The following is an 874-nucleotide window of genomic DNA, read 5'->3' on the forward strand; positions in this document are numbered from 1 at the left end:
CAAATTGGAGGTTGAAATTTGCAGATAAGGAATGCCTGTTGGGCGTGGATACAATTCCTTCTCAAGGATATATCCTATTGTGCTCAACTGGTGCAAAGGAATCTTTAACTGCTTATGGAAAAGTATTGGGAGTAAGTAATTTTCCCAGCTTAATGAATACTGGTGGAAATCTGGAAATTGAATCTGCAAGCGGGGAAGTTATTGATCAGATTAACTATTCTGAGACATGGTACAAGTCCACAGAGAAGAGCGAAGGCGGTTGGTCTTTGGAGCGAATTGATCCGATGAACACATGCAGTACTTTTGGGAACTGGACTAGCTCCATATCAACAACAGGTGGGTCTCCAGGACTTAAAAACTCTGTTAACGCAGAAAATCCGGATACCAGGAGTGCTGTAATAAATAGCATACAGATCAGTTCAGACCATGAATTGGTTCTGAATTTTAGTGAGTATATGGATAGTTTGAGTATCAAAACACTTTCGAATTATACTCTGGAAACCAATGCGATAAGTCAAGTTGATCTAAAAACACCACAATCGATAGCTCTAATTTTTCAACAGTCTTTTAAAGATGGTATCCCCGAAAGGTTGCAAATAAAAGATTTGGAAGATGAGTGTGGAAATGTATTGGATAGTTTATTAGAATTAACTTATCACGAGATTCATTCTCATGATGTAGTGATCAATGAAATTATGGCAGATCCCTCACCTAGTGTTGGATTACCGGATTACGAATATCTTGAACTTTACAATACTAAAGATTATCCTATAGTCATTACAAATTGGAGGTTGAAATTTGCAGATAAGGAATGCCTGTTGGGCGTGGATACAATTCCTTCTCAAGGATATATCCTATTGTGCTCAACTGGTGC

General features: G+C 38.1%; 1 protein-coding gene. It reads left to right on the plus strand.

The features are described from left to right. The coding region (locus DLK05_RS16555) for a lamin tail domain-containing protein (protein WP_148114118.1) at window positions 1-874 on the plus strand (874 nt) is incomplete at both ends.

The organism is Ancylomarina longa, from assembly GCF_003996985.1.
GTDB classification, from domain to species: Bacteria; Bacteroidota; Bacteroidia; order Bacteroidales; family Marinifilaceae; genus Ancylomarina_A; species Ancylomarina_A longa.